Raw genomic sequence first — 2506 nt, 5'->3', positions numbered from 1 at the left:
TGAGAGCGGCGGTGAGAAAGTCGGCCACGGTAGCGGCGGGATAGTCCTGCTGCGCCGGAGTAAAACCCGGCCACCTATTTACCCTTCTGCGACGAATGCAGGAGGGCCTGGGGATCTACACCGTGGAACTTTATCTGAAGGTGCGACTGGCTGTCTCGGAAGGGATGAGCCGGCGTCAGGCTGCAAAGCATTTCAACATATCTCGCGACAGCGTTGCCAAGATGGTGTCGTATTCGACGCCGCCGGGCTATCAGCGTCAATTGCCGATCCGGCGACCCAAGCTGGATGCGTTCGTCTCGACAATCGATCACTGGCTGGATGAGGATGTGAAGGTGCCGCGAAAGCAGCGCCATACGGCCAAGCGGGTGTTCGACCGTCTCCGTGACGAGTGCGGGTTCACCGGCGGCTACACGATCATCAAAGATTATATGCGCGAGCGGGATCAGCGCCGTCAGGAGGTATTCGTGCCGCTGGCGCATCCGCCTGGCCATGGGCAGGCCGACTTCGGTGAAGCGATGGTGGTGATCGCTGGCGTGGAGCGGAAGGCGCACTTCTTCGTGCTCGACCTTCCGCACAGTGACGGTTGCTATGTCCGGGCCTATCCGGCGGCAGTATCGGAGGCATGGGTCGATGGCCACATCCATGCATTTGCGTTCTTCGGTGCCGTGCCGCAATCGATTGTCTACGACAACGATCGCTGCCTTGTAGCGAAGATCCTGCCCGACGGCACGCGTAAGCGGGCAGCGTTGTTCAGCGGCTTCCTGTCCCATTACCTGATCCGGGATCGTTACGGCCGTCCCGGCAAAGGCAACGATAAAGGGAATGTCGAAGGTCTCGTCGGCTATGCCCGGCGTAACTTCATGGTGCCGATCCCGCAGTTTCCAACATGGGAGGCGTTCAACGTCTGGCTGGAAGAGCAATGCCGCAAGCGCCAGCGCGACAAGCTGCGCGGCGAGAGCGAGACGATCGGAGGACGACTGCAGCGGGATCTGGCGGCCATGCGTCCTTTGCCGGCGTCGCCCTTCGACGCCTGCGACCAGGCGAGTGCTATTGTGACGGCTCAGTCACTGGTGCGCTACAAGACCAACGACTACTCCGTGCCGGTCGCATACGGCCATCAGGACGTCTGGGTCAGAGGCTATGTCGACAAAGTGGTGATCGGCTGCCGCGGCGAAATCATTGCCCGCCATCCCCGAAGCTGGGAGCGCGAAGACGTCATCTTCGACCCGGTCCATTACCTGCCGCTGATCGAGCAGAAGATCAATGCGCTGGATCAGGCAGCGCCACTCCAAGGCTGGGACCTGCCGGAGGAGTTCGCCACGCTGCGCCGGCTGATGGAAGGCCGCATGGCAAAGCATGGCCGGCGGGAATACGTGCAGGTTCTGCGCCTGCTGGAAAGCTTCGACCTTGCGGACCTGCATGCGGCCGTGAAGCAGGCCATTCAGCTCGGCGCGATCGGCTTTGATGCAGTCAAGCATCTGATCCTGTGCCGGGTGGAGCGTCGGCCGCCGAGACTGGACCTGTCCATTTACCCCTACCTGCCACGGGCGACGGTCGAGAAGACCTCGGCAAAGGCGTACATGGGCCTTCTGTCGTCTGATGCGGGAGAAGCGGCATGAGTACTGAAGCACCAGAGATCCTTCTCGCGCACTATCTCAAGGCCCTGAAGCTGCCGACCTTCCAGCGCGAGTACCAGAAGCTGGCCCGGCTATGCGCCACCGAGGGCGTCGATCATGTCGGATACCTCTTCCGACTTGGCGAGCGGGAGATGATCGAACGCGATCGCCGCAAGGTCGAGCGCCGCATCAAGGCGGCGAAATTCCCCATCGTCAAAAGCCTCGACAGCTTCGACTTCGCCGCCATCCCCAAGCTCAACAAGATGCAGGTGCTGGAACTGGCACGATGCGAATGGATCGAGCGGAGGGAGAATGTCATTGCGCTCGGTCCCAGCGGCACGGGCAAAACACATGTCGCGCTCGGCCTTGGCTTGGCAGCTTGCCAGAAGGGCCTGTCCGTGGGCTTCACCACGGCGGCCGCGCTGGTCAGCGAGATGATGGAGGCGCGTGATGAGCGGCGTCTTCTCCGATTCCAGAAGCAGATGACCGCCCACAAGCTGCTGATCATCGATGAACTGGGCTTCGTGCCGCTGTCCAAGACCGGCGCCGAATTGCTGTTCGAGCTGATCTCGCAACGCTACGAGCGCGGCGCCACTGTGATCACCAGCAATCTCCCGTTTGATGAATGGACGGAAACCCTGGGATCCGAACGTTTGACCGGCGCACTGCTCGATCGCATCACCCACCATGTCAACATCCTCGAGATGAACGGCGACAGCTATCGTCTCGCTCAAAGCCGCGCCCGAAAGACCGGTTGAAACGCTCCTGAAAAAATGCCGCGCCGGCCTGAGACCCCCGCTCGGGCTACGCCCTCCCGGCGGTCTCAGGCCGGCGCCATAGTGGCCGACTTTTGCTCCGCCACGTGGCCGGCTTTTACTCCGCCGTTGACA

2 protein-coding genes are annotated in these 2506 nt (G+C 61.7%); both read left to right on the top strand.

Annotation, left to right across the window (positions count from 1 at the left end):
• Nucleotides 1-122: 122 nt before the first annotated feature.
• Entirely contained in the window at nucleotides 123-1619 is a 1497-nt protein-coding gene (gene istA / locus FAA86_RS24260) for an IS21 family transposase (protein WP_136543876.1), read from the top strand.
• Entirely contained in the window at nucleotides 1616-2374 is a 759-nt protein-coding gene (istB, locus tag FAA86_RS24255) for an IS21-like element helper ATPase IstB (RefSeq protein ID WP_136543874.1), read from the top strand. The genes istA and istB overlap by 4 nt, the downstream gene beginning before the upstream one ends.
• The last annotated feature ends 132 nt before the right edge of the window (nucleotides 2375-2506 follow it).

Origin of the sequence: Rhizobium rosettiformans W3 (assembly GCF_004912135.1) — a bacterium.
GTDB classification, from domain to species: Bacteria; Pseudomonadota; Alphaproteobacteria; order Rhizobiales; family Rhizobiaceae; genus Allorhizobium; species Allorhizobium rosettiformans.
This window is presented reverse-complemented; position numbering and strand designations above follow the sequence as displayed.

What these genes read in the sequence shown, in the direction of transcription:
- istB (WP_136543874.1), top strand. Translation starts at nt 1,616, where the DNA reads ATGAGTACTGAAGCACCAGAGATCCTTCTCGCGCACTATCTCAAGGCC.